Here is a 26145-nt window from a genome sequence, read left to right on the forward strand (position 1 = left end):
TTTTATTTATCTTGGGGATAGTTCTGTTATAGGGGATTCTTCTTTTATTAATAATTCTGCTAGATGTCGTCTTATTTATCTTAGGTATAGTTCTGTTATTATTATAGGGAATTCTACTTTTATTAATAATTATGCTATTTATAGTCCAATTTCAGCAGAATCAATAATTATTAATGATTCTATATTCTTAAATAATAAACTGAATAATACAAATTTTTCTTTTTATAATAATGATAAAACATTGATTTTCAATTTTAATTGGGGTCCGTATTTTATTAATGGGATAATGGGAGATAATATTATTTTGAATAATGTTACTTATGGAGGATATAATGGAATAATGAATACTGGACAAAATGAAACTATTGAGATTGGAATTCCTATTATTGTTGAATTTTACAATTCTAAAATGGAGTTGGTTAAAAATATTACAATTTTCTCGGATTATCATGGTCATGCATCTGTTGATTATACAAATTTAATTATGGGAAAATGTTTTGTAAAAGCATATTGTCCTGATAATAATTATTATAGATATTATGGAATAAATACAACAGTTACATCAAATTTACACGTTCATGATGTTGTTAAATATTATGGTGCAGATGATAGACTTATAGCTACTGTGTATGATGATGAAGGAAATGTTATAAGTGATGTCAAAGTTGAGTTCAGAATTAATGGTAAAGTTTATATAAGACTTACAGATAAAAATGGTGTTGCTTCATTAGGTCTCAATTTAAACTCTGGAGTGTATAAGGTATGCACTACATTCAATAATACTTATGTTTATTCTATAGTAACAATTAAATCAACTGTCGAAGCTAATGATTTAGTTAAAATGTATCAAAATGATACTCAGTTCTATGCTAAATTTGTAGATAGTAATGGAAAAGCATTAACTAATATTAAAGTTCAATTTAACATCAATGGAATATTTTATACTCGTGAAACTAATAATGATGGAGTAGCTAAATTAAGTATTAATTTAAGACCTGGAGAATATATTTTAACTGCTATTAATCCAGTTACTGGTGAGCAAATAGGATTTGACATAACTGTGAAAAGTTTAATTGAATCTATTGATTTAACTAAATACTATAAAAATGAATCTAAATTTGAAGCAACAGTCTACAACAAAGATGGATTTTTAGCTATTAATAAAGAAGTAACTTTTAACATTAATGGTGTATTTTACAAACGTATTACTGATGAAAATGGTATAGCTAGTTTAGGAATTAATTTAAGACCAGGTCATTATATTATTACAACTATTGTTGATGGATTGGAAATAGGTAACAGGGTAACTGTTTTACCAACGGTTTTAACTAATAATTTAGATATGAAGTTCCAGGATGGTAGTAAATTTATAGCAACTATATTAAATGGTCAAGGTATTCCATTATTTAACCAAAATGTAACATTTAATGTAAATGGAGTATTTTACAGTAAAATTACTGATGGTGATGGTATAGTTAGGTTGAATATTAATTTGATTCAAGGAAAATATATTATAACTACTATATGGGATGATTATCAGGTTGGAAATAATATAACTATTTCTTAAAGTGAATTTTAATATTTACTTTCTTTTTTTTTTAAATAATTGCTATTAATGTTTATTTTAATAAAAAAGGTATTTTTAGGGAAAATTCATCTTTTTATTTATTTTAATAACTTTTTGTTATTTTAAAATAGAAAAGTTTATAAATAATATATTTATATAAATATGTATTGAATTTATGGAAAAAAGATTAAAAAACTATATTGATTATAAATTGATGTAGTAGAATGCCATTTCATGGAGAATTGGTTTATTTTTAAAATTGTATTTTTTATAGTAGTTGAACTTAAATTTATGAATTATTAAAAAATGTGAGGTATTAGTTATGCAACCTTTACAAAATGCTGGATATGATAGGGCAATTACTGTATTTAGCCCAGATGGAAGACTTTTCCAAGTTGAATATGCAAGAGAAGCTGTTAAAAGAGGAACTACTTCAATAGGTATTAAATGTAGTGAAGGAATTGTTTTAGCAGTTGATAAGAGAACTACTTCTAGTTTAGTTGAAGCTACATCTATTGAGAAAATATTTAAAATAGATGAACATATTGGGGCTGCTACATCAGGTCTTGTTGCTGATGCTAGAGCTTTAGTTGAAAGAGCAAGAGTAGAATCCCAAGTTAATAAAATTACTTATAGTGAACCTATTAGAGTAGATAGTTTATCTAAAAAATTATGTGATATGTTACAAATGTATACTCAAAACGGTGGAGTAAGGCCATTTGGTTCTGCTTTGATTATTGGTGGAGTATATGATGGTGTTTGCAGATTATTTGAAACAGATCCTAGTGGGGCATTAATTGAATATAAAGCAACTGCTATTGGATCAGGTAGATCTGCAGCTATGGATATTTTTGAAGAAAAATATGAAAATGACATGTCTTTAGATAATGCTATTAATTTAGCTTTACAAGCAATTAATGAAGCAACTGAACATGAAACCACTGCAAAAAATGTTGAAATTGCTGTTATTAAATGTGATGATGAAAAATACACTAAACTTTCTCAAGATGAAGTTCAAGCTTATATTGATGAAGTAATTAGTGAAGATGAAAGTGAAGAATAAATAATTGATTAGTTAGGAGTTTTTACAATGGTAAATGTAGATGAGGCAATTATAGCTAAATATGAATATTGTGGAGAACATTTTGAAATATTGGTTGACGCAGATTTGGCCGCTGAATTTAGGAATCCTGATGGGGAGGATGTTGCCATTGAAGATCTTCTAGCTGTTGAAGAAATTTTTAAGGACTCTAAAAAAGGAGATAAGGCTTCTGAAGAAGCTATGCTTAAAATATTTGAAACTACAGATCCTATTGAAGTTTCTAAAGTTATACTTGAAAAAGGACATGTTCAATTAACTGCTGAACAAAAAAGACAAATGCAAAAGGATAAGAGAAGACTTGTTATTAATAAAATTTCTAGAGAAGCTATTAATCCTCAATCAGGTCTTCCTCATCCTGTTCAAAGGATTGAAAATGCTGTTAATGAAGCTAAAGTTAAATTTGATCCTTTTATTTCAGTTGATCAACAAGTACAAACAGCCTTAAAAGCTATTAAACCACTTATTCCAATTAGGTTTGAAAAAGTTAAAGTAGCTGTTCGCCTTCCAGGTTCTTCAGCAGGTGGAGCATACTCTGCAATCCATCATTTTGGTGAAATTCTTAATGAGGAATGGCAACAAGATGGGTCTTGGATTGGTATTATTGAGATGCCTGGAGGTCTTCAAGATGATTTCGCCGCTAAAATGGCCGAAATTTCAAGTGGTGAAGCAGAAACAAAAACTATTAAATAATTAAATTAATTTTCAACTTATGGGATTTATATGATATATGTGGAAAATAAAGATTTAGTTATTCCTGGAGAAATATTAGCAGATGATGAATATTATTCAGGAAGAGGTACCTTTAAAGAGGGCAATAATATTTGTTCTTCTTTAATAGGACTAGTTTCTTTAAGGAATAAAAAAATTAGAGTTATTCCTCTTAAAAGTAAATATGTTCCTAAAAAAGGAGATGTTGTTATTGGTAAAATTAAAGATGTCAGATTCTCAATGTGGGATGTAGATATTAATTCACCATATTCTGGAATATTGCCTGCTTTTGAAGTGTTTGGAAGAGAAAAAAAAGAACTCAACAAAGTATTTGATGTTGGGGATGTTCTATTTTTAAGAGTTGTTGATGTTGATGAAGTTAAAAAAGTCAAACTCGGTTTAAAAGGTCGGGGAATGGGTAAGTTTAAAGGAGGAATTATTGTAAATATTACTCCAACTAAAGTTCCTAGATTAATCGGTAAAAAAGGCTCTATGATTAACATGATTAAAGATAAAACTAATTGTAAAATTGTTGTTGGTCAAAATGGGCTTGTTTGGATTAAAGGCGAAGAAAACATGGAACAACTTACTAAAAACATCATTCAAATGATTGAAGCTGAAGCTCATACTTCTGGTTTAACAAATAAAGTTAAAAATAAATTATATTTAGCTATTGATGGCGAATTGCCTCAAGAAGAGGAATATGATGATTATGAAGAGTTAGAAAAACCTAAGCTTCAAAATTTCAAAGAAGAATTAGAGCAAGAAGAAAAAGAAGAACAGTCTAAAAAAGACAGTATGGATTTTTATAAAGTATTTGAAGAATTAAAAAAGAAAAATAAAAAAGATAAACCTTTGTCTTATGGTAATAATTCTAATAATTCTTTTATATTGAATAATAGGTAGTTCTTGGGTGATTATGAGGTTGATATAATGTCTGAAATGATAAGAGAGGATGGTAGGAAGTATAATGAGTTACGTCCTATAAAAATTGAAGTAGGAGTTCTTGAACGTGCAGATGGGTCTGCTTATTTGGAAGTTGGTGGAAATAAGATTTTAGTAGCAGTGTATGGTCCTAGGGAATCTTATATTAGAAGATTACTTGAACCGAACACTGGTGTAATAAGATGTAGATATAACATGGCTCCTTTTTCTGTTGATGATAGAAAAAGACCTGGTCCAGATAGGAGATCTTCTGAAATTTCTAAAATTACTGCAGATGCATTAAGACCAGCTTTAATGTTAGAAAATTATCCAAGATCAATGATAGATATTTATATAGAAGTAATTGAAGCTGAAGGTGGAACACGTTGTGCTGGAATTACTGCAGCTTCTGTTGCACTTGTTGATGCAGGAATACCTATGAAAGATATTGTTGTAGGTTGTGCTGCAGGTAAAGTAAATGATGAAATTGTTCTAGACTTATCTGAAGTTGAAGATAAAGAAGGTCAGGCGGATGTTCCTATAGCTATGATGCCAAGAACTGGTGAAATTACTTTATTACAAAGTGATGGTGATTTATCTCAAGAAGAATTTGAAAAAGCAATTGATTTAGCTATGGAAGGATGTAGAAAAGTAAATGAAATCCAAAAAGAAGCTTTGATGAAAAAATATTCTGCTGAGATGAGTGATTAATATGGTTGAAATTGTACCTGAAATTACAAAAGAAAGTATAACTAATCTTGCTATTAATGATAAAAGAGAAGATGGTAGAGCTCTTGATGAATATAGGAATATTTCTATTGAAACTAATGTGATCTCTAAAGCTGAAGGTTCTGCAAGAGTTAAAATAGGTGATACTCAAGTTATTGTTGGTATTAAACCACAAATTGGAGCTCCATTTCCAGATACTCCAGATTTGGGAGTTTTAATGACTAATTGTGAAATGTTACCAATGGCTGATCCTACTTTTGAACCAGGACCACCAAGTGAAGACTCAATTGAACTTGCACGTGTTGTTGATAGGGGAATTCGTGAAAGTGAATTGGTTGATTTGGATAAACTTTGTGTTGAGGAAGGTAAACATGTCTGGATGTTGTTTATTGATTTACATATTATAGATAACTGTGGAAACCTTTTTGATGCTTGTGAACTTGCAGTAATGGCTGCTTTAAAAAGTACTAAATTACCGTCTGCATCTATTGTTGATGATGAAGTAGTACTTGATAAAGAAAACACAATAGATTTACCTATTAATAATGAGTTAAGTATGTGTACTTTTGTTAAAATAGCTGATAAATTAATATTGGATCCCACTTTAAATGAAGAAAAAGTAGCTAGTGCTCGTTTGAATATTGGAGTAACTAAAGAAGGTAGAATCTGCGCTATGCAAAAAGGTGGAGATTTACCATTAACAAAAGATGATATATTTTATTGTGTTGATAAAGCAATTTCAAAAACAAAAGAATTAGTTAAATATCTTTAAATGTCTGTTGGACGATTAAGATTTCTAAATTCTTTTTTTAATAATTTTTTATTATCTATTAATATAAACTTTGCATCTATTTTTTTTATCAATCCTTTTATATGTAATATGTCATTGGAAATTAGGTTTTCGATTTCTGGAATTATATTTTTATTATAAATGGAATGTAATGGTTCGCTAGTTTTTAATTTATTTTCAATGTCATGGTAAGGTACAATACATTGATATTTTATATCTATTTCATTAAAAATAGTTTGAATTAGATTCTTTGTTATATAAGGACTATCACAAGGTAATATTAATCCGTAATCTGATGTAATATGTTTTAATCCAGTTAATAGTCCGGACATTGGTCCGATATTTTTTATTTCATCTTCAACGAATTTTATGTTATAATTATAATTTTCATTTTTAATGAAAGTTTTATACTTGTTAATACGGTCTTTATTGTTTAAAACAATTATAACTTCATTTATTTCATTATTTAAAGTTGAAAGGACATGATTAATCATAGGTTTGTTCTGAATAATCATAGATCCTTTGTCTTGTCCCATCCTTCTACTTTGTCCTCCACATAAAAGAATACAAGAACGTTTTTTTTTATTAATCATAATGTATTTCCTTAATCTTTTATATGAATATCTGCATTTTCATCAAATGGATTTGTACGGATAATTAATGAAATCATATATGGATAATGAGTATTGAGGTATTTTAAGTAATATATCCATTCATATATCAATTTTGAATAAATCCTTTTAATATCTCCATTTAAATGATTAAAATCAGCATCAGTTATCTGATTTAAATCATGTCTGTGTTCTAATTCTTCATCAAGGTGCAATATTGAAATTAATAACCCTGAAAACTCTTCCTTTTCAAATAATTGGGGATTGTTGATTAAGTTTATTAAAAATTCTCTTTTGGATTTTAATAATGTTTTAAGATTTATTAAAAATTCTGCTCTTTTGTCGCCTTTAATATCTACATTAAAGTCAATATTTGCATTTTTTAATTTTTTTAGCTGTTTGTTGTATTCTGCATCATCCCAATTAGGAATAGATTTTAAATAGTTGGTTCTAGTTTTAAATTCATTTTCACTGTTAAATTTGTATATTAATTCATTACCAATTTCAGTAAAGAATGTACTGATAAGCATATCTAATTTTTCATAAATAGCTTCTTTTTCTTTTCTGTTCATTATGTCTTCAAGTATAAATGCAACAATGATGATATCTATAGGAATAAAACCTATGTGTAACCAGATATAGGAAACAATGCTATGTGTATCTTTTAAGACAAGGTAATTGGTTCCAAAAATAATAATAGCTACAATAATCATCAATATTGAAAACTTTATTTTCCAGTCTCTTTTCATTTTATGATCTCCAAAAATTTTTTATCTTTTACTTGCGCTGATAATAGCTATCGGGTTTTCACTCATCATCATGACTCCACGATCAAGAACTCTTCCCTTTGCAATATTAACTTCTATGATTTTAGGATTATAATTTAATTCTTTTAATTTATTTATAGCTTCTATTTTAGTATCAACAAGAATGGCACTAATAATGATTCTACCTTTGTGATTTAGTTTAGAATCTACAATATCTAAAATTTCTTCAAGTTCTCTGCCACTTCCTCCAATCATTGCTATATCTATATTATTGATATTTGTTAATGCATTACTTCCAGAATCATTTATTAATTCTACATTATCACTTAAGTTAAATTTATCTAGATTTTTTTTAGTAATAGTTATAGCTTCTGGGTTTGTATCAATTGAAGTTACTTGTTTAGCTCTTTGGGCAAATTCACAGGTAAGTCCTCCAGTTCCACAACCAATATCCACTACATAATCATTGGATGTAACATTTGATTTGTATAAGATAATTGCTCTAATAGCTTCTTTAGTAGGTCCTGGAACTTCACAACTTTTAATAAAATCCATATCATCTAACAATTTTATTCCCACCTTTTATAAATATCATTTTCTATGTTTAAAGAATCTAAGATTTTACCAACAATAAAATTGATTTGATCATCAACAGTATCACTATTTGAGTAAAATCCAGGCATTGCAGGTAAAATTACAGCTCCTTCTTTTGATAAATTTAACATGTTTTCCAAGTGTATGCTTCTAAGAGGAGTTTCACGAGGAACAATAACTGTTTTTCTTCTTTCTTTTAAACTTACATCAGCTACTCGTGTAATTGTGTTAGATGCATATCCATTAGCTATTGAAGATAATGTTTTCATAGAACAGGGTACAATAGCTAATCCATCAAATTTAAATGATCCGCTATTAATAGATGCTGTTAAATCATTGAAATCATAATAATTATCGGTTAAATTAAGTATATCTTCAATAGATTCATCTGTTTCATGAGTTATTACAGTTTTAGCAGCATCGCTTATAATTAAGCTGTTTTCAACATTTAGTTTATTTAGTGCTTCAAGTAATTTAATTCCATAAATTACTCCACTAGCTCCAGTAATTCCAACTACTATCATTTTATTCTCCTAAAATAGTTTAATTTGATCGTAATGAATGCCCTGAGATTTTTCTTTGTTAATTTCAGGTAAATCAAGATAATTTTCTAACTTAAGTTTTTCAAATTTTGGTTTATCTTCTTTTGGAACATAAACACTAATATCAGGGATATTAAATCTTGCTTTACTTAATGCTCCAACAATATTTGAAATTTTAGTTAAAGGATATAATTTTCCATCAACACTTACTTGAGTTTTCATTTCATCGAAACGAGGGTATTCTGCTATGTTAATAGTTACATAGTCTTTATCCATATCAAAATCATAAGCTATTTCTTCTTCAGCTTTTCTTAAAGTTTCTTGTGAAATTTTATATAATCTTTCAGGATTTTTAAAGTTTTCTAACCTAATAACTTTTACTCTTTTAAGTAAATTTCTGTTATCAAGTCGAGTAATCATATCTTTTACAAAAGGGTTTTCACTGTTTCTATAAATACTAACCATATCTACATCATCATATTTGTACATGTCAGTTTCTTTTATTTCATTTGAAGCTATTAATTTTTTCAACCCTCTTCTAAACATTGAATTAACAATTCGGGTTGTATGATGTTGATATACACTAGGGTACATGAAATATCTTGATACTAATGCTCCTTCAGCAGCTTGAACTCCTTTTATATCTAGTACTAAGTTTTTAGTTAGCTTTAAATTAGAAATTATTCTTTCATAATCAATAACTCCATAAGCTACTCCTGTATTATATGAATCTCTTAAAAGATAATCCATCCTGTCTACATCTAATTCTCCAGATACTATTGGTCCTAGTTTTCCTTCTCCAGAAATTATTCTGTTGATTTCATTTATATCAAATTTTTCATCTAAAACATCTTTTAGTGAAGTTTTAGATATGACATATTCTGTTAATTTTTCATGAGGAAAAGATAATACTCCTTCAGATACATGTGAAAATGGACCATGTCCAATGTCATGAAGTAGTGCAGATATTCTAACGAGTTCTATTTCATCATTGTTTAATTCTAATTCATTAGATAGTTTTGATCCAAGATTCATTGTTCCAATTGAATGTTCAAAACGGGTGTGATTTGCACCAGGATAAACTAGATTAATTAATCCTAATTGCTTAATTTTTCTTAAACGTTGGAACTGAGGTGTATCCATTACTTTTTCTTCAAATTTGTTTAAGCTAATGTCTCCATAGACACTATCTCTAATAAATTTCTTTTTTTCACCCATGTGATCACCAATTTGAGTAATCGTTAATTAAATTACTTATATTATTTTTGGTATTGTTTAAAATTTCGGTCATGTTTGTATCTTTTATTAAGTCTGTTTTATTAGTTAGATTAGTTTCATTAATAATTTTAGGTTCGGGAATATATGTAGGAACATATTCCACTTTTCTTGGTGTGAAATTATCATTTTCAATAGCTGGTAAGGTATTGTCATTTGGATTTTCTATCATGAAAATAGTTGTAGCTATTGAATTCGTAGCAAATGCAATAATTGCAACACTAAAAAACACAATTAATTTTGCTTTCGTTTGCCCTTTCATAATATCACATTTTTCTTTTTTGAATTTAAAATTCTAACTTTTTTTATTTTGTTAATTTATAGTTTAATTATTCTTATTTATATCTTAATGTATTATTAATATTTTGTTGAGATTTTACCAAAACCTTTATATACTTCTAAGTTCAATTACTATATATCGGAAGAGGGATTCCGACTTCCGACTTCCGTTTAGTCAAAATTCATAAAACTTAAAAAATAATTTTGATTTATTGTTATTAATTTATTTAAAAAGAGAAAAGATATAATGGATATATTTAGCGCAGGAGATACAGCTTGGATTCTTATTTGTAGTCTTTTAGTACTTTTAATGAGTATTCCTGCTGTTGCATTTTTTTATGGTGGTTTAAGTAAACGTAAAAATGTCTTAAATACAATGTTTTTAACATTTATTGCATTTTCAATTATAAGTGTTATTTGGGTTGTATTTGGTTATCAATTTGCCTTTGGAACGCCTTCATTAGGAGGATTTATTGGAAGTCCAGCTCATTTCTTCTTAAGTGGAATTGGGCTTGATGATTTAAATGGAACTATTCCAACATTATTGTTTGTCATGTTCCAACTTGCATTTGCGGGTTTAACAGCAGCATTGATTTCTGGTGGTGTTGTTGGAAGAATGAAAACAAAAGCTTGGGTAATTTTTGTCCCGATTTGGGCTTGTCTTGTTTACATCCCTATTGCTCACTGGGTATGGGGTGGAGGATGGTTAATGAATATGGGAGCACTTGATTTTGCAGGTGGTACTGTTGTACACATTAATTCAGGGGTTTCTGCATTAGCTGTTGCACTGGTATTAGGTAAAAGAAAAGATATTTCATTATTACCACATAACTTAGGGTATGCAGTATTAGGAGCAGCTCTTTTATGGTTCGGATGGATGGGATTCAATGGTGGATCCGGTTTAGGTGCAAATGGTCTTGCAGCAAATGCAATTTTAGTATCAAATGTTGCAGCTGCAGTAGCTTTAATTGTTTGGACTTTATTAGATACAATTATTGTTGGTAAACCAACTGTTCTTGGTGCAATATCTGGAGGAGTTGCAGGTTTAGTAGCTATCACTCCTGCAGCAGGATTTGTAGATATTCCTGGAGCAATAATAATTGGTGCAGTAGCTCCTTTAGTATCATACTTCGCAGTTTATTACTTAAAATCAAAACTTGGTTACGACGATGCATTAGATGTATTTGGAATACATGGTATGTCTGGTATATGGGGAGCAATTGCTACTGGTATCTTTGCAGCACCATATATTAATGAGGCAGCAGGATTATTATATGGAAACCCATATCAAGTTGTAATACAAATAATAAGTGTAGTAGTTACTATTGTATATGCATTTGTAGTAAGTTATGTAATAGCTAAAGTTATTGACAAAGCTATGGGTGGTATCAGAGTAGAAGATGAAGATGAAGTTGCAGGATTAGATGCAAAACTTCACGAAGAATCTGCATACAATTTAAACTAGAAGGTTTTAAAAATGAAAAGTATTGTTGCAATTATTAGACAAGAAAAATATCAGGACGTTAAAAATGAGCTTACTGCGGTAGGCTGTCAAGGTATGAATGTTTCTGAAATTAAAGGAAGGGGTAGTCAAAAAGGTATAAAAGAATCTTACAGGGGATCTAGTTACTGTATTGATTTAATCCCAAAAACACGTATTGAGATTGTTACAAAAGATGAAGGTGTAGATACTATTGTTAAAGCTATCCAAAAAGGAGCAAAAACTGGTAACATCGGTGATGGTAAAATCTTCATTTATCCAATTGAAAATGTAATAAGGATTAGAACTGGTGAAGAAGGAGATGGTGCTGTATAAGCACCTTTTCCTTATATATCCTTATTTTTAATATTTCATAACCACACCATAAATATCACTGGAATCAACCCATGTACTTATTCCTTTTGTTTCGTATATCACACCATTTATTTCGGTAATCTCAACATTTTTATTATCACTTACAAGATGAATTTGATTATTATTAACTTGATCAACTCTTTTTATTATATTTCCATACTTAGAAGAATTAGCAACAACAATATCGCCTACATGAACATTTTGAGTTTTATTAACTAAAACATCTTGTTTATCTTGCAGGGTTGGAACCATTGAAGTTCCATCGACTTGAAATATAACTGGGATGCTATTTTTACCTAATGAAGAATCAATATGAATATTATCAGTATCAAGACCATATTTTAAACAGATATCGTTAATTCCTGATTTTAAAGTATCTATATTTGTATTTGGCTGGTTCATTGATTGAAGAGTATAATTACAAATTGCATTGTTAAGAGCATCTGTATCAATATTATTTCCTAAGGAATTATGTGTTGAAGTTGTAATATTTTCACCATCTATATATACATCAACAGAATTATTGTCTATTAAAAATATACCTATAAAAATAGCTAGAATAAATATTATAATAAAAGCTAAAATACATTTTTTAGCCATTTTAATCACCTATTCTATAAAATCTAAATCCATATTTAATAATGATTTCATAGTTTCAATATCAATTTGTCCAGGTGCAGTTACATCAGTTCCTGCAGCGAAAGTAATTGGGGAATCAAATTTAGAAGCCATAACTCTAGTGTAACTACCTAAGTCTCCCATTGAAATAGCTATTGTGTTTTCACAATGTGAAAGAATAGCTAATATTTTTAAAGTATCATCTAAATTTTCAGGCATAAATGCTACTTTAGCTATGTCTCCAAGCTTTTGTTCCTTTTCAACAATATACATGATTTCATCAAGGTCTGGAGTTTTATTAAAATCATGATAAGATATAATTGTGTTAACTCCAGTATCATGGATTTGTTTTATGTATTTCTCATCACTTTGAAGTTCAATATCCACATAATCAACTAAAGGAGCACATTTTAATAAAATATCAATTCTTTCTTCTTCAGATCCTTTAAATGACCCACCTTCAGATGTAATTCTATTAGTAGCAATCATTGGAAAATTAATTTCTTCAATAATTTCTTTAATATCCTTAAAATTAGGATTATTAAGTGCATCTATTCTAAATTCAAGTACATCTGCACCTTTTTTAATACAATCTTTAGCTACTGTAATTACATTTTCTTTTTTTTGCTGGAAAATGGGTATTGCTATTTTAGTTTGTGAATACATTATTTAATCTTTTTGAGTGATGTTATTAATTAATTTTTTTAATTTCAAAATATTATATGTGGTTAATATGGTTATATGGTATATAAATGATTGTATTTTTTAATAAAAATAAAATTTTTACTTTTGCTGTTAAATTGTTCTATGGGGATTTTTAAGTTTTTATAACTAAAATTCTTGATAATTCTTAGATTTGCAATAATTATATATTAAATAAGAGATATAATATATAACAATAAAATAAAATTATTTTATTTATTTTTATAATCAATTATAAAAGGTGTTATTTTGAAAATTACAGCTATAGGAGCAGATATTTCTAGAAATGATGTATCCTGTAGTACTACATTGGTAGAAAATATAGAATCAGACCTTTACAAGCTTAAAACATTAGGAGCTAAGGATGCTGCTTTAACAAATGTGACTGGAGATGATGTTGTTGTCAGTGCATTTGTAGAAGACCATTTACTTGAAAGTGTTAATGAAGGTATTGTCAATATATTAAAAGATAATGCTGAAAATTTAGGTGATCTTTCAGGTATTTCTCAAGATCCTAATACTGCAGGTGAAGGTATTTCATATGCTGAAGCTAGTATTCGTCAAGATAGGTATCCTGATGCGATTATTTTAGGTTTTGATACTTATGGTGGGGAACCATTTGTAGGAGACGTAGCTAATTCAGCTATTGAAGCAGCAAAAGGTATGAAAAATATGACTGATGTTTCTGATTTAATAGAATCCACTTCTAAAAGAATCCCTGGAGTAGGTTATGTTTCACCAGAAACTGATGATCCTGTAGTAGTAGCTACTATTGAAAATATAGAATCTGTAGGTGTAGTAGCAGGTGCAATGATTGGAGCAGCACTTGGAAACAAAAATACATATTTAGTTAAAAGAGGCACAAATTGTAATGTATTGCCTGGTAGTGTTATATTTTCTGCTACAGCTTTTATGAATGGAAATGTAATTGATTTAGCAGTTCCATTTGAAAATAAAACAAGAATTTTACGTTAAATAGAGGTTGTTTTTTTATGATTTTATTAGATAATAATACAAAATGTTTAGTTCAGGGGATTACTGGAAAGCAAGGGTCTTTTCACACTGAACAAATGTTGGAATATAATACAAATATTTTAGCAGGTGTAACTCCTGGAAAAGGAGGTCAGGAATTTTTAGGAATTCCAGTTTTTAATTCAATTGAAGAAGCTAAAGAAGAAACTGGTGTTAATTCTTCAATTATTTTTGTACCTGCAAAATTTGCAAAAGATGCAGCATTCGAATCTATAAAACATTTAGATTTGGTTGTTATCATTTCAGAACATATTCCAGTTCATGATAGTTTAAAAATAATGAGTTATGCTGAAGAAATGGGAACTACAGTTATAGGGCCTAATACTCCAGGAATTATTTCTCCAGGAGTTGGTAAATTAGGAATTATGCCAACACATATCTTTGAAGAAGGTAATGTTGGAGTAATCTCAAGAAGTGGAACTTTAACTTATGAAGTAGCCAGCCAACTTACTCGTGGTGGAATTGGTCAAAGTACTTGTGTAGGTATTGGTGGAGACCCTGTAATTGGTACAAATTATATTGATGTTCTTAAAAAATTTGAGGAAGATGATGGTACTGATGCTATTGTATTAATTGGTGAAATTGGAGGTAATGCTGAAGAAAATGCAGCAGAATTTATTAAAGATAACATATCTAAACCAATTGTTTCATATATTGCAGGTAGAACTGCACCGCCTGGTAAAAGAATGGGACATGCAGGGGCAATTATTCATGGAAGCTCAGGTACTGCTGAAAGTAAAATTAAAGCATTAACTAATGCTGGTGTAAGTGTAGCTAAAATGCCGTCTGAAATTGTAGATTTAGTAAGGAAGTCAATTTAAATGAATTCTAAAGAAATTATTGATAAATTATTAAATGGTGAAATGAAGTTATATCAGGTAGATAAACATGTTTCACCAAAAGAAGCTACAGATATTAGAAGAGAATTTATAGAAAAGAAAACTAATTGTGAATTATCACATATGGCTAATTACTCTTTAGATATGGAAAAAGCATCTGCAAGAAATATTGAAAATCCTATTGGGATAATTCAACTTCCTGTAGGTGTAGCTGGACCATTAAAAATTAATGGTGATTATTGTAATAGGGAAGTTTATGTTCCTTTAGCTACTTCTGAAGGAGCACTTGTTGCATCAATTAATAGAGGTTCTTCATCCATAACTGCTTCTGGAGGAGTAAATGTCCATGTTATTTCAGATATTATGACTAGGGCACCAGTGATTAAAACACCTTCTGCATCTGATGCTTTAAAAATTAAACAATGGTTTACTGATAATTTCAAGGAGCTTAAAGAAATTGCAGAGTTTACTACTTCACATGGTAAACTTTTAAAAATTGATCCAATATTAATTGTTGGAACTTATGTTTATCCACGTTTTGTTTACTCCACTGGAGACAGTATGGGTATGAATATGGTCACTATTGCTTCAGAAAAAATATTAGATAAATTAGCTAATGAAACTAATGGAAGACATATTGCATTAAGTGGAAATGTTTGTGTTGATAAAAAAGCTGCTGCAATTAATATGATTGAAGGAAGAGGTAAAAGTATTGTTGCAGATATTTTAATTCCTGAAGAAATAGTAAATAAAAAACTTAAAACAACTGCTGAAGCTATTGAAGAAGTAAATGTTGCTAAAAATTTAATTGGGTCTGCAGCTGCTGCTTCCATGTCATATAATGCTCATTATGCAAATATGATTGCAGCTATATTTTTAGCAACAGGTCAAGATGTAGCTCATGTTGTAGAAGGATCAATAGGCATTACAACAGCTGAAAACAGAAATGGAGATTTGTATTTTTCAGTGAATTTACCTGATGTGCCAGTAGCTACTGTTGGTGGTGGAACAAGTTTGGAAACAGCTAATGAAGGTTTAAATATTCTTGGTGTTGCAGGTTCAAATAAAGCTAAAGAATTTGCTGAAATTGTTGGAGCTACTGTTTTAGCAGGAGAATTATCATTAATTGGTGCATTAGCTGCAGGACATTTAGCTAGGGCTCATAAAGAACTTGGAAGAGGATAAAATGGATAGTGAAAATCTGTTTTATCCAGAGTTAACTCTTGAAACTGATGACATTATAATGGAATTAGCTATTAAAAAAGATTATTCTACAATTAAAGATTTAAATAAAAGAAAAGAAGAATTTATAAAAGATTTGCATGATTTTATCAATGAATTCAGTGAAACAGATGAATCTTTAGATTTTATTAAATATTATGATTAGTATTTGGAATTTAATTTTTCAAATACTTTTTTAATATCTACTTTTGTTTCAAAACACCCAGTTTTTGAGAGTAAAACTCCTTGTGGACAAAAGTCAGAAAGCAACATCATCATTTGATTCAAGTCTTCATGACAAGCTACTCCAATTATTGCTTTGAAATTGTTTTCTTTAGCTATTTTTTTAACAAAACTTGATCCTGGAACAATATATAAATTATAACCTAATTTATCTGCTTTTTTCTTGATAACTCCAATAGAACATTTACCACATTCTGTACAAATTACTCCTTCTTTTTGAAGAGCTGCTTGACAGTCTCTATGTCTTAAACAATGAGGTAAGAATATTAAAGTTTCTTCAGCAGGTATTTTTTTAAATTTTTCTTTATTTGCATCATTTCTAACTTCTATGCTTATATTATCGATGATAGTATCATCTATCTTTAATAATCTAGCTATTGTTTTAAATGGGGAGTAGAATACATCTACAACAAATAGAATAAATCTTGGAAAAAGGATTATATTTTTTTTAAGTAATATTTTCCCTAATGTAATAGCTATTATGAATAATATTATAATTAATATGATTATAAAGATTATTCCTTGTCCTAATAATGTATAAATAAAGTCTAAGAGTTTCATTTTAATCTAAAAATTTTTCAATAGTATAATTATTAAATTCTTTATTTAATTTGATTCCAGTTTTGGTTTTATTTATTTCTAAACCGGATAATGAGTCACAAGAGCATAAAACATCTTGTTCAGGATGTGTCCCTGGAGTTATATTGCAATTTAAACATATTCTATCTCCTATAGAAAGTACAGTATCCAGTCTTTTAGTAGATGGATGATTTTTATTTAAAATTACAATTGGTGAATTTTCTTCTCGAGTTAAGTATGCTTGTGCTCGAATAGCTCTTTTATCTTTTTTAAAATTAGATATGGCTATTAAATCATCCTTTTCTAAGAATTGCACAATTTCCTCATTATTTTGTGTTGCTATGAATAACATTTTATTTTCTTTGGCTACTTTTATTATTCCAATTATTCCGGTTTCTCCTTCTAAAAAGAGAATTTCATTATTATTAAAATCAATATTCAAAGCATCACCTAAAAAATAAAATAGAGTAAATTATTTAATTTACTCTTTACATTCAACATTGTCGCTTTGGCAAGATGGGCAAATTACTTTCCTACCAATTCCTTTAAAAGTGTTTCCACAATCTAAACATTTATATTTTTTTGTTTTTAATTTTTTTAAATCAATGTCTGCCATTGGTCCACCAGTAGAACACATTCGAAGTCACCTACTATTTTAATCTATATAATATATGTATCATATTTATATTTATTATTTACTCTTCTAATTCTTTTATAATATATTATGATGTTTTGTTTACTTGGTATTTTTTTAAGATATTGGTATGAGTAAAAAGTGTAAAAACTCTTTTGTTTTAATAGGGTTATGTATATGTTATCATGAATTTAACTGTGATTAATGTGGTATTGTTAAATAATAATTTTTCAATTGTTGATATTGTATTAATTTATGTTATTTTTAATTTTTAGGAGTATTGGGGGCTATTTAGTATTTGAATTGTTCCAATAATTATTAATATAATTACGAACAAATTACCATTTGATAAAATTATTTAAAGGTGATTTTTCATGAAAGCAAACGCTACTAAAATTACTGATGGAGTATATTGGGTCGGTGTATTAGATTGGGATTTAAGAGATTATCATGGTTATAGCTTAAATGGAACTACTTATAATTGTTATTTAGTATTTGGTGAAGATAAAGTGGCTCTAATTGATAATGTATATCCTGGAACATCTGCACAGTTATGGGGCAGAGTAAAAGATGCATTTGAACAAGAAGGAAGAGAATTTAAAATTGATGTTGTTATTCAAAACCACATAGAAAATGATCATAGTGGTTCACTTCCAGAATTTGTTAAAAAATTCCCAGATGTTGAAGTTTACTGTTCACAAATGGCTGTAAATGGGTTAAAAAATCATTTACCTTCTTTAAAAAATTTTGAATTTAATGTTGTTGGAACTGGAGATAGTTTAGATTTAGGTGGAAAAACCTTAGCATTTGTAAATGCACCTATGCTTCATTGGCCAGACAGTATGTTTACACTATTGGTTGAAAATGGGATATTATTCTCTAATGATGCATTTGGTCAACATATTTGTTTAAGTGAAAGATTTAGCGATGAAGTTGATGAAAAGTTCTTATTAAGAAATGCACAAAAATTCTATGCTAATTTAGTTGTTAATTCTTCTTTAATGTATAATAATAAAATGAAAGAATTAACTGATTTAGATTTAGTTAGTAAAGTTAAAATGATTGCACCTTCTCATGGTCAAATAATCAAAGATCCTTCTTTAATTATTAATAAATACAATGAATGGGCTAATGGTGAATGTAAAGATAAAGTAACTTTAATTTATGACACTATGCATCATTCAACTCAAAAAATGGCTCAAGCTATTGCAGAAGGAATTATGTCTGAAAATTTTGAAGTTAAAATGTACTTCTTGCATGAAGATGATAGAAGTGATGTTGTAACTGATGTATTAGATAGTAAGGCAATTTGTTTAGGAGCACCTACAATTATGAATAAAGCATATCCAAGTATTGGGGATATTATGTATTATTTAGATGCTCTTAACTTTAAAGCAACAGGATATACTAAAAAAGCAGTTGTATTTGGTTCTAAAGGATGGGGTGGAGGAGCTAATAAAAAAATGAGTGCAGATTTAGAAGCAGCAGGTTTTGATGTTGTTGATCAATTTGATACTATTTTCATACCTAATGATGATGTTTTAGAAGAATGTTATGAATTAGGTAAAAAATTAGCTAAATCATTAAAAGAGGAATAAAACTTATTCTTCTTTATACTTTTTTTTTAAAAACGTTTATATTTATTTATATTTTATTTTGATTGATTTATAGCTCCAGCTATTTATAATGTAACTTTTTATTTTTAAAATATTTTGCAATACTTTTTTTTATATGATGTGCTAAGTGGTATGCTAAAGTTTTTATATAACCTCAAACTCATTATAAATATATAAAACATTTTGATTTTATATTATTTTTTTATATAAATTTATTAATTAAGGTGATATGATGGCAAATCAACCAATATTTATTCTTCCTGAAGGAACTGAAAGATATTCTAAAAGGGATGCTTTAAGAATGAATATTACAGCAGCTAAAGTTTTAAAAGATATTGTAAGAACTACTCTTGGTCCTAAAGGAATGGATAAAATGTTGACTGATTCATTAGGTGATGTTATTGTTACTAATGATGGTGCAACTATAATGAGGGAAATGGATATTACTCAACCAGCTGCTAGAATGCTTGTAGAAACAGCTAAAAAACAAGAAGATATTGTTGGAGATGGAACTACTTCTGTTGTTGTAATAGCTGGAGAATTATTAGTTAAAGCTCAAGAATTATTAGAAGATGGAATTGCAACTTCTGTTATTGTAAAAGGTTACAGAAATGCAGCTGCTAAAGCTATTGAAATCTTAAATAATGTAGCTATTGATGCAGATGATAGAGAAACTCTTAAAAAAGTAGCTATGACTGCTATGACAGGTAAAGGTTCAGATTATGCTAAAGATAAATTAGCTGATTTAGTGGTAGATGCAGCTTTAAGAATAGCTGAAGATGGTGAAATTGATATTGATAATATTAATATTCAAAGAATTTCTGGAGATGCAGTAGAAGATTCATTCTTAGCTGAAGGAATTGTCATGGATAAAGATCCAGTATCAAAAAACATGCCTACTGATGTTGAAGATGCTAAAATTGCTTTAATTAAATATCCTATTGAATTAAAAGAAATTAACACTGATGCTAAAATTGATATCACTGATCCTGCACAATTTGAAGCTTTCTTAAACAATGAAGAAGAAATGATTAAAGATTTAGTAAATAAAGTTGTAGATTCTGGAGCTAATGTTTTATTCTGTCAAAAAGGTATTGATGACATGGCACAACATTACTTAAATAAAGCAGGAATTATGGCTTATAAAAGGGTTAAAAAATCTGATATGGAAAGAATCAACAAAGCTACTGGTGCTAAATATGTAACTGATATTGAAGATTTAACTGCTGATAAATTAGGTTCTGCAGGTCATGTATATGTTGACAAAATATTTGATCATAATTTAACTTTCATTGAAGATTGTGAAAATCCAAAGGCATCTTCTATTGTACTTAGAGGAAGTACTCGCTATGTAACTGAACAAATTAGTAGGGCATTAGATGATGCTTTAGGTGTTGTTGCAGCTACTATTGAAGATGGTAAAGTTCTTATTGGTGGAGGAGCTTGTGAAATTGATCTTGTAAAAGCATTAAGAGCTTATGGTGAATCTGTAAGTGGAAGAGAACAATTAGCTATTTTAGCTTATGCTAATGCTATTGAAGTTATTCCAAGAACTTTAATTGAAAATGCAGGTTTAGATACTATTGATTTAATTGCAGAATTAAAAGCAGCTCATGAAGATTCAGCAACTATTGGTATTAATGTATTTACTGGTAAACTTGTTGATATGGAAGAAGCAGGTGTTATTGAACCACTTAGAATTAAAACACAAGCTATTCAAGCTGCAAGTGAGGCTGCTGAAATGATATTACGTATTGATGATATGATTGCAGCTAAAAATGCATTAAACTCTGCAGGTCCTGATGAATCTGGAAATGATAATAGTGGAATGCCTCCAATGGGTGGAATGCCTGGAGGTATGGGTGGAATGCCACCTATGATGTAAAATTATTTACATCTTTTTTTATTTTTTATTTTTTGTTCTTATTTTTTGTTTTAATAGTTTTTATTCATTGTTTTTTTCTGTAATTTAACTTAGATTTATGTTTTTAGTTTTTATAAATCCTATGTTTCTTTATTTTAGTTTAAACTGGATTTTAATTATAATTTATAATTTCATAATCTTATTTAACTTAAAATATTACTTATTGTAATTTTAAGTTATTATCGTTTAAATCAATGTAATTTTCATTATTTTTGTAATATTGGTGGATTTTAATAGTTAATTTCATGAATTAAAGCTATTTAATTTGTTTTATTAAATAAATAGATTTATATACCATATTCTTAATATTATTAATTGCGAATAATAATTTTTTTAATTTTATAGTTAAATTAAATTTAATGGAGGTAAATGATTTTGAAAAAACGTGTGCTGATTATTGCATTAATGGTTCTTGCTGTATTTTTATCAGTCAGTACAATTTCTGCAATTGATGTCAATACTGTTGACTCAAATTCTACAGTTGTAACAGCTAGTGATGATTCTATTTCAATTGATGGATTACAAGATTATAGTTTATCTTCTAATAATATTATTGAAGAAACTAATGTTGTTGGAGATACTAAAAGTAACACTAAAGCTGTTCATTTAGATGCTCCTAGTGTCGAAATGTATTATAAAAATGGTACTAGGTTCACAATTAATTTAACTGATGAAAACGGAAATGGATTGGTTAATCAATCTATTAATATTATAATTAATGGTGTATCTTATAATAGGACTACTGATAATAATGGTATAGCTTCATTAGCTTTAAATTTGAATTCAGGTAAATATTTAGTTAATGTAACTTATACTGGAACTAATGGTTATGCTTCAGCAAGTACTACTTCTGAGGTTAATGTATTGCCTACTATTTATGGTAAAGATATTGTTAAATATTATGTTAATGGTACTCAGTATTATGCTACTTTCTTGAATGGTGATGGTACTCCGTTGGTTAATACTGATGTTACTTTTAATATTAATGGTGTGTTTTATAAACGTACTACTAATGGTAGTGGTGTAGCTAGACTTAATATTAATCTTCGTCCAAATGAGTATATAATAACTGCTATACATCCTGTTAGCGGGTATCAAACTTCAAATATTGTTAAAGTATTACCTACTATTATAAGTAGTGATTTAAGTAAATTATGTAGGGATGGAAATCAGTATTATGCTACTTTCTTGAATGGTGATGGTACTCCGTTGGTTAATACTGATGTTACTTTTAATATTAATGGTGTGTTTTATAAACGTACTACTAATGGTAGTGGTGTAGCTAGACTTAATATTAATCTTGATCCTGGAGTATTCATATTAACTGCTATACATCCTGGTGATAAATATCAAGTAGGTAATAAAGTTACTGTAGTTAATGTAGTTAGTACTAATATTAAAACACAAAAATATGATTTTGTAATTGAAGATAATAAAATTATAAGTGCAGTATTATATGATCAATTTAATCATGTAGTACCTAATCAAAGTGTAACTCTTAGTATTAATGGTGTTACATATTCAAATACAACTAATGCTAATGGGGTAGTTAAATTCAATATTAAATTAAATGCTCCAGGTAAGTATAGTGCAACTTATACTTTTAATAAGAATAATGGGTATTTGGAATCTAAATCATCAAATACTATTAATGTAGTTGAAGGTAAGAAGGTATCATTTACAGTCCCTGAAAATGTTGTTGTAAAAGGTAATTCATTTTCAGTTATACTAAAAGATGAAGATGGAAAAGTATTGGCTAATAAAGTTGTTTACTTTAATGTAAATGGTGTAACTTACTCTAGGGTAACTGATGAAAAAGGAGTTGCTAAGTTAAATATTAATTTAGATCCTGCATTATATGATATGACTTATACATTTAATGGTACAGGTTATGTAAAAACTACTCAAACTATTAAACTTGCTGTAATAAATGTTACTTCAACTGTTATTTATGGTGATAATATAGAAGTAGGTAAAGGAGCAGGTCAAAAATTCAATGTATTATTAACTGCAGGCGGTGTTCCATTACCTAATAAAGATATAACTATTAGCGTTAATGGTGTAAATTATACTAGAACCACTAATGATAAAGGTATAGCTAGTTTAACTATTAATTTAGATATTGGTACATATTATATTACTTATGCATTTAAAGGTGATTCTAAATTATCTCCAAGTAATGGTAGTGCATATTGTATAGTTGTAAATAGAAAAAATTCAGCATTTAGTATTAATAGTACTACTGTATTTTCTCAAAATTCTAAAGATTCATTTAAAGTCTTACTTAAAGATGGTGAAGGAAATTCTTTAGCTAATGAAATTGTTACATTTAGTATTAATGGTATGAAGTATAATAGAACTACTGATGCTAAAGGTATTGCTAGTTTAACTATTAATTTAAGTACTGTTGGTCAATATGAAATTTCTTATAAATTTGCAGGTAATAATAATTATTTAGGCTGTGAAGACGGTGCTTTAATTGTAATAACTAAATATATTGATAATGGTAATGGATATTGGCTTTGGGCAGGTGATATGTATAATGTAAATTTAGATAGTTTAGCATCTTCTGGAACAGGTGTTATTTTCTTAAATTATTATGCATTCACTAAATTTAGTCAATCTAGTGTTTTATCATGGATTAAACAAGCTAATTCAAAAGGTATTAAAGTTCATATTTGGATGCAAGTATTTTATAATGGTGGATGGCTTTCTCCATTAAATGATGATGGATCAATGAATACTGAATTATTTAATAGTAAGATTGCTGAAGCTAAGAAATATGCTTCACTTCCAGGTGTTGCAGGTATTCATTTAGATTACTTAAGATATCCTGGTACTGCATATAAGCATCCCGGTGGAACTGAAGCTATTAATGAATTTGCAAGATTAGCTTCAAGTGCGATTCATGCTATTAATCCGAATTGTGTAGTTTCTGCAGCTGTAATGCCTGAAAAGAATGATATTTATTATTATGGTCAGGATATATCTACTCTTAGTAAATATTTGGATGTTATTGTCCCAATGGTTTATAAAGGAAATTATAAATCTGGAACTAGTTGGATTTCCTCAATTACTCAGTGGTTTGTTGAAACTTCAAATGGTGCTGCAATATGGGTAGGTTTACAGACATATGCTTCTGATAGTAATGTAACTAAATTACCAGTTTCAGAATTATTTAATGATGCTCAAACAGCTTATAATGCTGGTGCAAGTGGTGTCATGATGTTTAGATGGGGTGTAACTAACTTTATTGACTTTAATAAGTTAGATACTTACCATATCACCCCTTCTCAGGGAAGTTCAGTTTCCATAACTGATATTTCAAAAGGAGCTGCAAATTTAAAAAAGTATATTGAAGCTAATGGTATATTGCCAAAATATATAAGTGTTGGTAATTCAAATTACACAATGCCTCAATTTTTATATTTGATGGTAAAAGCTACTGGAGGATTAGGTAATGGTAATTCTAGTGCTATTAAAGCAATTTTAGTTAATGATCCTTCTAAAACTTCAGGTGCTGTAATTAATAAACAATTAGTTAAATCTGAATTCTTATCATTAGCTCAATCATTAGCTAACTATATGTATACTAAAGGTGTAGCTCCAAGTAATATTTCAAGTACATTAGGTGATATTAAGTATGAATCTTTAATTTATGCATATTCAAGGACTTTAGCATATCATTATTCTAATAGTGCACTACCTAACTTTGTATTTGTTACAAATTTATTAGATAATTACTCTTTAACAGTTACAATGAAATTAAGTGCTGGAGGTACTTCTTATAAGTCTAATATATTCTATACTACGATGTGGTTAAATTATTGTCCTCATTGTAATTATTATGGAACTTTATTAGTTAATCCAAAGGGTACTGCTGAAGGTGAACTTACATGTGCTTATTGTGATGCAGATTATTGTGGGGTTTCTGGAAAAGAAAAAATTACTTCTTCAACTATAATGTTAACTAGGTTAACTGAAAGTATTCCTGAATCTTCAGGTAAATCAGGAGATAGTATATCTATAAATTCTATATTATCTGCAGCTAAATATTTAAAAGATTATATTAAAGCAAATAATGCATTACCTGGATATGTAGTAATGGATGATGAACAGTATAATTTACCACAATTTTTATATTTGATGAGTAAAGCTATTGCAAATATTAATGATGGTAATTTAGGAAATATCTCTGTTGTTAGTGTAGGTAATCCAGGTACTCCAAATGGAGATATAATAAATAAAAATATTAATAAGACAGAATATTTGGATGTAGCATATAGGGTTGCTCAATTTATTATTGATAATGGTCAAGCTCCTAATTATGCATCTTCTAGTGTTGGTAAAATAAGTTATTCTGAATTGTTAGATTCATTCTCTAGAATATTGACTTATTATTCTCAAAATAGTAAAACATTGCCTAATATGGTATTAATTAATAATACTATGGACTCTGGTGCATCAGCTAATGTTGCTGATAAAGCTAAATCATTAGTTGTAGGTTTAACTTCTGAATGGGATAAAGCAAATGCATTATTCAAGTTTGTTAGAGATAATATTAAATATGGGGCTTATGGTACTGGAAAATTATATTATAATACAGTTTATGGTGCTGAAGGTACTTTAATTAAAGGTTATGGAAATTGTTGTGATCAATCACAATTATTGGTGGCTATGGCTAGATCAGTTGGATTAACTGCTAGATTTGCTACTGGATATTGTCACTTTTCAAGTGGATTAAATGTTGGTCATGTATGGGTTCAATTTAATATTGGTGGAAAATGGGTTGCTGCTGATCCAACAAGTACTAGAAACTCTTTAGGTGTAATTAATAACTGGAATGTTAATTCTTACACTGATAGGGGAACTTATGATGTTTTACCTTATTAACTCAATTTTTTGAGTTAATTTTTCTTTTTTTGAGTCTGTAAAATTTTATAGGCTTATTTGATTTTGAATTTTTTTACAGACGAAATTTCGTTTTGATAAAA

26 protein-coding genes are annotated in these 26145 nt (G+C 28.5%); 15 read left to right on the plus strand and 11 right to left on the minus strand.

Going from position 1 to position 26145, the window contains the following annotated elements; genetic code table 11:
- The 6 genes from Q0984_RS08540 to rrp42 form a co-directional block, all read left to right on the plus strand.
- Positions 1-1567: Ig-like domain-containing protein (locus tag Q0984_RS08540; protein ID WP_299526484.1), on the plus strand; the 1567-nt coding region annotated here is incomplete at its 5' end.
- A gap of 322 nt (positions 1568-1889) precedes the next feature.
- Positions 1890-2630 (plus strand): archaeal proteasome endopeptidase complex subunit alpha, encoded by a 741-nt coding sequence (gene psmA, locus Q0984_RS08545; protein WP_299526487.1) that lies wholly within the window; start codon positions 1890-1892, stop codon positions 2628-2630.
- Between the two features lie 27 nt (positions 2631-2657).
- On the plus strand, positions 2658-3359 hold the full coding sequence (locus Q0984_RS08550) for a ribosome assembly factor SBDS (protein WP_299526490.1): 702 nt from the start codon (positions 2658-2660) through the stop codon (positions 3357-3359).
- A gap of 30 nt (positions 3360-3389) precedes the next feature.
- Positions 3390-4283, plus strand: coding sequence for an exosome complex RNA-binding protein Rrp4 (rrp4, locus tag Q0984_RS08555; protein WP_299526492.1), 894 nt, complete (start codon positions 3390-3392; stop codon positions 4281-4283).
- A gap of 24 nt (positions 4284-4307) precedes the next feature.
- Positions 4308-5012, plus strand: a complete 705-nt coding sequence (gene rrp41, locus Q0984_RS08560) for an exosome complex exonuclease Rrp41 (protein WP_299526556.1) — start codon at positions 4308-4310, stop codon at positions 5010-5012.
- Between the two features lies 1 nt (position 5013).
- Positions 5014-5802, plus strand: a complete 789-nt coding sequence (gene rrp42 / locus Q0984_RS08565; RefSeq protein ID WP_299526494.1) for an exosome complex protein Rrp42 — start codon at positions 5014-5016, stop codon at positions 5800-5802.
- Here the strand turns inward: rrp42 and Q0984_RS08570 are convergent.
- From Q0984_RS08570 to Q0984_RS08595, 6 genes are read right to left on the minus strand one after another with little or no spacing between them, the layout of a single operon-like run.
- A complete protein-coding gene (locus Q0984_RS08570) occupies positions 5799-6413 on the minus strand; it encodes a molybdenum cofactor guanylyltransferase (RefSeq protein WP_299526497.1) in 615 nt (204 codons plus the stop codon). The genes rrp42 and Q0984_RS08570 overlap by 4 nt on opposite strands.
- Before the next feature lie 11 nt (positions 6414-6424).
- Entirely contained in the window at positions 6425-7180 is a 756-nt protein-coding gene (locus tag Q0984_RS08575; RefSeq protein WP_299526500.1) for a hypothetical protein, read from the minus strand.
- 21 nt (positions 7181-7201) lie between these two features.
- Positions 7202-7765 (minus strand): precorrin-6Y C5,15-methyltransferase (decarboxylating) subunit CbiT, encoded by a 564-nt coding sequence (cbiT, locus tag Q0984_RS08580; RefSeq protein ID WP_299526503.1) that lies wholly within the window; start codon positions 7763-7765, stop codon positions 7202-7204.
- A gap of 2 nt (positions 7766-7767) precedes the next feature.
- On the minus strand, positions 7768-8316 hold the full coding sequence (locus Q0984_RS08585; RefSeq protein WP_299526506.1) for a UbiX family flavin prenyltransferase: 549 nt from the start codon (positions 8314-8316) through the stop codon (positions 7768-7770).
- Between the two features lie 9 nt (positions 8317-8325).
- Entirely contained in the window at positions 8326-9552 is a 1227-nt protein-coding gene (locus tag Q0984_RS08590; RefSeq protein ID WP_299526509.1) for an HD domain-containing protein, read from the minus strand.
- 4 nt (positions 9553-9556) lie between these two features.
- Positions 9557-9871 (minus strand): hypothetical protein, encoded by a 315-nt coding sequence (locus Q0984_RS08595; RefSeq protein WP_299526512.1) that lies wholly within the window; start codon positions 9869-9871, stop codon positions 9557-9559.
- A 264-nt stretch (positions 9872-10135) separates the two neighbouring features.
- On the opposite strand from Q0984_RS08595, the gene Q0984_RS08600 reads away from it, so the two are divergent.
- Together Q0984_RS08600 and Q0984_RS08605 are read left to right on the plus strand one after the other, a co-directional pair.
- Positions 10136-11353, plus strand: coding sequence for an ammonium transporter (locus Q0984_RS08600; RefSeq protein ID WP_299526515.1), 1218 nt, complete (start codon positions 10136-10138; stop codon positions 11351-11353).
- A gap of 12 nt (positions 11354-11365) precedes the next feature.
- Positions 11366-11704, plus strand: a complete 339-nt coding sequence (locus Q0984_RS08605; RefSeq protein ID WP_299526518.1) for a P-II family nitrogen regulator — start codon at positions 11366-11368, stop codon at positions 11702-11704.
- Between the two features lie 27 nt (positions 11705-11731).
- Here the strand turns inward: Q0984_RS08605 and Q0984_RS08610 are convergent, their stop codons facing one another.
- Together Q0984_RS08610 and aroD are read right to left on the minus strand one after the other, a co-directional pair.
- Positions 11732-12343, minus strand: coding sequence for a S24/S26 family peptidase (locus tag Q0984_RS08610; RefSeq protein ID WP_299526521.1), 612 nt, complete (start codon positions 12341-12343; stop codon positions 11732-11734).
- 9 nt (positions 12344-12352) lie between these two features.
- The gene (aroD, locus tag Q0984_RS08615; protein WP_299526524.1) at positions 12353-13027 is read right to left on the minus strand and encodes a type I 3-dehydroquinate dehydratase; all 675 of its coding nucleotides are present in this window, start codon (positions 13025-13027) and stop codon (positions 12353-12355) included.
- Between the two features lie 285 nt (positions 13028-13312).
- Between aroD and Q0984_RS08620 the strand changes: the two genes are divergently transcribed.
- From Q0984_RS08620 to Q0984_RS08635, 4 genes are read left to right on the plus strand one after another with little or no spacing between them, the layout of a single operon-like run.
- Positions 13313-14038: a hypothetical protein gene (locus tag Q0984_RS08620; RefSeq protein WP_299526527.1), complete on the plus strand. Its 726-nt coding sequence runs from the start codon at positions 13313-13315 to the stop codon at positions 14036-14038.
- Positions 14039-14055: 17 nt separating this feature from the next.
- The gene (gene sucD, locus Q0984_RS08625) at positions 14056-14916 is read left to right on the plus strand and encodes a succinate--CoA ligase subunit alpha (RefSeq protein WP_299526530.1); all 861 of its coding nucleotides are present in this window, start codon (positions 14056-14058) and stop codon (positions 14914-14916) included.
- Positions 14917-16119: a hydroxymethylglutaryl-CoA reductase (NADPH) gene (gene hmgA / locus Q0984_RS08630; RefSeq protein WP_299526533.1), complete on the plus strand. Its 1203-nt coding sequence runs from the start codon at positions 14917-14919 to the stop codon at positions 16117-16119.
- A gap of 1 nt (position 16120) precedes the next feature.
- Positions 16121-16321: a hypothetical protein gene (locus tag Q0984_RS08635; protein ID WP_299526536.1), complete on the plus strand. Its 201-nt coding sequence runs from the start codon at positions 16121-16123 to the stop codon at positions 16319-16321.
- On the opposite strand, the gene Q0984_RS08640 is transcribed toward Q0984_RS08635, so the two are convergent.
- The 3 genes from Q0984_RS08640 to Q0984_RS08650 are packed head-to-tail and all read right to left on the minus strand — an operon-like array spanning position 16318 to position 17614.
- A complete protein-coding gene (locus Q0984_RS08640) occupies positions 16318-16959 on the minus strand; it encodes a DUF116 domain-containing protein (protein WP_299526539.1) in 642 nt (213 codons plus the stop codon). The genes Q0984_RS08635 and Q0984_RS08640 overlap by 4 nt on opposite strands.
- A gap of 1 nt (position 16960) precedes the next feature.
- Positions 16961-17419, minus strand: a complete 459-nt coding sequence (locus Q0984_RS08645; RefSeq protein ID WP_299526542.1) for a hypothetical protein — start codon at positions 17417-17419, stop codon at positions 16961-16963.
- A gap of 39 nt (positions 17420-17458) precedes the next feature.
- Positions 17459-17614, minus strand: coding sequence for a hypothetical protein (locus tag Q0984_RS08650; RefSeq protein WP_299526546.1), 156 nt, complete (start codon positions 17612-17614; stop codon positions 17459-17461).
- 371 nt (positions 17615-17985) lie between these two features.
- Here Q0984_RS08650 and Q0984_RS08655 point away from each other — a divergent pair, with 371 nt between their 5' ends.
- The 3 genes from Q0984_RS08655 (at position 17986) to Q0984_RS08665 (ending at position 26044) form a co-directional block, all read left to right on the plus strand.
- Positions 17986-19209 carry an FprA family A-type flavoprotein gene (locus Q0984_RS08655; RefSeq protein WP_299526548.1) on the plus strand — a complete coding sequence of 408 codons (1224 nt, stop codon included), beginning with the start codon at positions 17986-17988 and terminating at the stop codon, positions 19207-19209.
- 247 nt (positions 19210-19456) lie between these two features.
- Positions 19457-21112, plus strand: a complete 1656-nt coding sequence (gene thsA / locus Q0984_RS08660) for a thermosome subunit alpha (RefSeq protein ID WP_299526551.1) — start codon at positions 19457-19459, stop codon at positions 21110-21112.
- Positions 21113-21520: 408 nt separating this feature from the next.
- Entirely contained in the window at positions 21521-26044 is a 4524-nt protein-coding gene (locus tag Q0984_RS08665; RefSeq protein ID WP_299526553.1) for a transglutaminase domain-containing protein, read from the plus strand.
- Positions 26045-26145: the final 101 nt, after the last annotated feature.

It is taken from the genome of uncultured Methanobrevibacter sp. (assembly GCF_934746965.1).
Classification (GTDB): domain Archaea; phylum Methanobacteriota; class Methanobacteria; order Methanobacteriales; family Methanobacteriaceae; genus Methanocatella.

Coding starts and splice junctions, on each gene's coding strand:
- Q0984_RS08595 (WP_299526512.1), bottom strand. CDS start 9,871: ATGAAAGGGCAAACGAAAGCAAAATTAATTGTGTTTTTTAGTGTTGCA.
- rrp42 (WP_299526494.1), top strand. CDS start 5,014: ATGGTTGAAATTGTACCTGAAATTACAAAAGAAAGTATAACTAATCTT.
- thsA (WP_299526551.1), top strand. CDS start 19,457: ATGATGGCAAATCAACCAATATTTATTCTTCCTGAAGGAACTGAAAGA.
- rrp4 (WP_299526492.1), top strand. CDS start 3,390: ATGATATATGTGGAAAATAAAGATTTAGTTATTCCTGGAGAAATATTA.
- Q0984_RS08575 (WP_299526500.1), bottom strand. CDS start 7,180: ATGAAAAGAGACTGGAAAATAAAGTTTTCAATATTGATGATTATTGTA.
- Q0984_RS08550 (WP_299526490.1), top strand. CDS start 2,658: ATGGTAAATGTAGATGAGGCAATTATAGCTAAATATGAATATTGTGGA.
- Q0984_RS08655 (WP_299526548.1), top strand. CDS start 17,986: ATGAAAGCAAACGCTACTAAAATTACTGATGGAGTATATTGGGTCGGT.
- Q0984_RS08600 (WP_299526515.1), top strand. CDS start 10,136: ATGGATATATTTAGCGCAGGAGATACAGCTTGGATTCTTATTTGTAGT.
- Q0984_RS08570 (WP_299526497.1), bottom strand. CDS start 6,413: ATGATTAATAAAAAAAAACGTTCTTGTATTCTTTTATGTGGAGGACAA.
- Q0984_RS08590 (WP_299526509.1), bottom strand. CDS start 9,552: ATGGGTGAAAAAAAGAAATTTATTAGAGATAGTGTCTATGGAGACATT.
- aroD (WP_299526524.1), bottom strand. CDS start 13,027: ATGTATTCACAAACTAAAATAGCAATACCCATTTTCCAGCAAAAAAAA.
- Q0984_RS08610 (WP_299526521.1), bottom strand. CDS start 12,343: ATGGCTAAAAAATGTATTTTAGCTTTTATTATAATATTTATTCTAGCT.
- Q0984_RS08585 (WP_299526506.1), bottom strand. CDS start 8,316: ATGATAGTAGTTGGAATTACTGGAGCTAGTGGAGTAATTTATGGAATT.
- psmA (WP_299526487.1), top strand. CDS start 1,890: ATGCAACCTTTACAAAATGCTGGATATGATAGGGCAATTACTGTATTT.
- sucD (WP_299526530.1), top strand. CDS start 14,056: ATGATTTTATTAGATAATAATACAAAATGTTTAGTTCAGGGGATTACT.
- hmgA (WP_299526533.1), top strand. CDS start 14,917: ATGAATTCTAAAGAAATTATTGATAAATTATTAAATGGTGAAATGAAG.
- Q0984_RS08640 (WP_299526539.1), bottom strand. CDS start 16,959: ATGAAACTCTTAGACTTTATTTATACATTATTAGGACAAGGAATAATC.
- Q0984_RS08665 (WP_299526553.1), top strand. CDS start 21,521: ATGATTTTGAAAAAACGTGTGCTGATTATTGCATTAATGGTTCTTGCT.
- Q0984_RS08605 (WP_299526518.1), top strand. CDS start 11,366: ATGAAAAGTATTGTTGCAATTATTAGACAAGAAAAATATCAGGACGTT.
- Q0984_RS08650 (WP_299526546.1), bottom strand. CDS start 17,614: ATGTGTTCTACTGGTGGACCAATGGCAGACATTGATTTAAAAAAATTA.
- Q0984_RS08635 (WP_299526536.1), top strand. CDS start 16,121: ATGGATAGTGAAAATCTGTTTTATCCAGAGTTAACTCTTGAAACTGAT.